This window comes from Actinoplanes sp. NPDC048791 (assembly GCF_040650095.1).
Lineage (GTDB): Bacteria > Actinomycetota > Actinomycetes > Mycobacteriales > Micromonosporaceae > Actinoplanes.
Window position 1 is genome coordinate 1 of record NZ_JBEZGQ010001040.1, and the last position, 2,834, is coordinate 2,834.

Annotated in this window: 3 protein-coding genes; 1 reads left to right on the top strand and 2 read right to left on the bottom strand. The window is 72.8% G+C overall.

The features are described 5' to 3' along the window. Nucleotides 1-343 precede the first annotated feature (343 nt). Both AB0C29_RS41780 and AB0C29_RS41785 read right to left on the bottom strand, forming a co-directional pair. Nucleotides 344-1,657 (bottom strand): HAMP domain-containing sensor histidine kinase, encoded by a 1,314-nt coding sequence (locus AB0C29_RS41780; protein ID WP_360557195.1) that lies wholly within the window; start codon nt 1,655-1,657, stop codon nt 344-346. Nucleotides 1,658-1,761: 104 nt separating this feature from the next. After that, on the bottom strand, nt 1,762-2,451 hold the full coding sequence (locus tag AB0C29_RS41785; RefSeq protein ID WP_203766725.1) for a response regulator transcription factor: 690 nt from the start codon (nt 2,449-2,451) through the stop codon (nt 1,762-1,764). A 109-nt stretch (nt 2,452-2,560) separates the two neighbouring features. Between AB0C29_RS41785 and AB0C29_RS41790 the strand changes: the two genes are divergently transcribed. Beyond that, nucleotides 2,561-2,834 (top strand): ADP-ribosylglycohydrolase family protein (locus AB0C29_RS41790; RefSeq protein WP_360832889.1); only part of this gene is annotated, 274 nt, incomplete at its 3' end.

Genomic DNA, 2,834 nt, shown 5'->3' on the forward strand with positions numbered 1-2,834 from the left:
CGGGCGGGGAGTGGCACGCCGGCGTCCGCGGTCGGCGGGAGCCCGCCGTCGCGAGGACGGCGCCTCCCCACGCGGCGCGGGACGTCGGTGGGTGGACAAACCATCTCCTCGTACTGCGGGGGCGCGGTGGGAGGGGGTTATGGGGTGACCACCTCCCACCGCGAGGTGGCCTGCCGGATCCGTGGTGTGGGGTTGTGCGTCGGGCTGCGGACCGGCCGGCCGGATGGGATCGGGGTAGAGCGTGCCAGCCCGGGAGCGCCAGGGGAACGCCTTTAATACAGATCTAAGCAATCGTTGTACCGTCCGGGTTGTTTCGCGGGGCACGGTGCGATGCGGCCGTTTTCTACGCGTCATCTGTGCGTTGATGCGGCCACTTGCGCTTCACCGGATCCCGTTCCCGGGCCAGTCGGCCGACCAGGCCGAAACGGTTCACCTGTTTCGGTGCGGCCTCGGCGTCGGCCAGCAGCATGACGACGCTGGCCCCGCCCATCGCGGCCCGGTCCAGGCTCACCGAGCCGCCGGTGGCCTGGGCCGCCCGCCGCGCGATGTCCAGGCCCAGGCCGGTCGAGCCCTGCTCGCTCTCGCCGCGGCGCAGGGCCTTCTCCGGGTCGTCGATGCCCGGCCCCGCGTCGTCGACCCGCAGCGCGACCCAGCCGTCGCGGCGGCTGATGCCCACCTCGAACGCGGTGCCCTGCGGGGTGTAGCGGAAGACGTTGCCGAGCACGGCGTCCAGGGCCGCGGCGAGCTCGGCCCGGGCCACCGGCACCGGGATGCGCAGGTGCGCGCCGACCACCCGGTACTGGCGGTCCTGGTCGCCGGCCAGCGCGGACCAGAAGACCATCCGGTCGCGGACCACCTCGCTGGCGTCGCAGAGCCCCTCCTCGGGCGCTGCGACCTGGGCGGCGACGGCCTGCCGGGTGGTGTTGATCAGCTGGTCGACCTCGCCCTCGAGGGTGACGATGGCCTGCCGGATGCGCCGGATCCCGCGCCGGCGGTCGAGCTCGGCCGCGGAGAACTCACCGATGTGGGTGTCGTCGGGGTCCAGTGCCTCGGCGTCCAGGCGCAGCACGGTCAGCGGCGTGCGCAGCCGGTGCGACAGGTCGGCGACCAGCTCCCGCTCGCTGGTGCGGGAGGTGACCAGGCGGTCGGCCATGCGGTTGAACGCGTACCCGGCCTCGGCCAGCTCGCGCGGGCCGGAGGGCTGGATGCGCACACCGAGGTCACCGCCGCCGACGGCCATCGCCGCGTGCACCAGGTTGCGCACCGAGGCCACCGCGCCGCGGGCCAGCCGGTCGACCACGATCACCGAGCCGAGCACCAGCCCGAGCATGATGCCGAGCAGGATCCACCAGTCCCGGGCCGTGCCCGCGCCGAGCTCCTCGTCGCTGACGAAGGCCTCGACCACCGAGGTCTTGTCGCCGGCGCGGACCGGCTCGAGCCGGACCAGTCCGTTCTCGGCCTCGATGACCAGCGCCTCGGTGCCCTTGGCGGCGTCCAGGACGTCGTCGGCGCCGGCCCGGGTGGTGCCCACGGTGTCCGGCGGGTGCACGACGAGTCCGCCGCCGGCGCTCTTGACCGCGGCGTCGACGTTCTTCTTGTTCGCACCGGCGGCGATGGCGCCGGCGACCAGCGCGCTGCGCTGCTCGGCCGTGGACATGGCCTGGTCACGGTGGTCCTCACGCAGCTCCCAGCCCAGCGGGACGAGGAACGCGAGGGCGGCGATGGCGGTGGTGGCGGCGCTGACGTAGGCCAGCCGCGCCCTCAGTCCGGCGCCACCAACCGGAATCCGACCCCCCGCACGGTGCGCAGGTAGCGAGGCTTCGCCGCGGATTCGCCCAGTTTCCGACGTAGCCAGTACAGATGCACGTCGATCGTCTGGTCCTCGCCGACTGACGGCTGTCGCCATACCTCCTCCAACAGCTCACGGCGCGACACGACCCGGCCCGGGCGGGCGGCCAGGTACGCCAGCAGGTCGAATTCCTTGCGGGTCAGCGCCAGTGGCTGGTCGGCCAGGCTGGCACTGCGTTCGCCGACGTCCACCCGCAGCTCGCCGACCTCGTGCACGGCGGGCTGGGCGGTCCGGCTGGCCCGGCCGACGCGGCGCAGCACCGTGGTGATCCGCGCGTCGAGGTGGGCGCCGGTGAACGGCTTGACCATGTAGTCGTCGGCCCCGGCGCGCAGCAGCCGCACCACGGTCTGCTCGTCGTCGCGGGCGGTGGCGATGATGATCGGGACGTCGGTGATGCCGCGCAGCATGCGCAGCGCGTCCGAGCCGTCCAGGTCGGGCAGGCCCAGGTCGAGCACCACCAGATCGGGGGTCTCGGCGGCCACCCGGCGCAGGGCGTCCAGGGCCGTGCCGACGGCGTGCACGGCGTGCCCCCGATCGGCCAGCGACCGGAGCATGGCGCCGCGCACGACGTGATCGTCTTCGACGAGCAACACCGTGGCCATGCAGAGAAGGTACTGCCCTTGGCAAGCCACGCCGAATCCGTCATCCAGAGGCAGCTGTCGATCACTCAGAGTCACCGGAAACCCGGGCGCTATAGGATGGCGCGTACCGATGACCTTCACACTCTTTCCCGACGCACGTCTTGCCCTCGCCACCGACAGCCTGGCCGGTCTTTCGGTCGGCGACGCGCTCGGCGCCCAGTATTTCGTCCCCGGCCAGCACGCCGCGGACCTGTCCCGGGGCCACCTGCCCACCCCGCCGTGGCCGTGGACCGACGACACCGAAGAAGCCTGCTGCCTGGTCGCCGCCCTGACCGCCAGTGACGAGCTCAGCCTCAACCGGGACCACTTCGCCGACCTGCTCGGCCGGCACTTCGACGCCTACC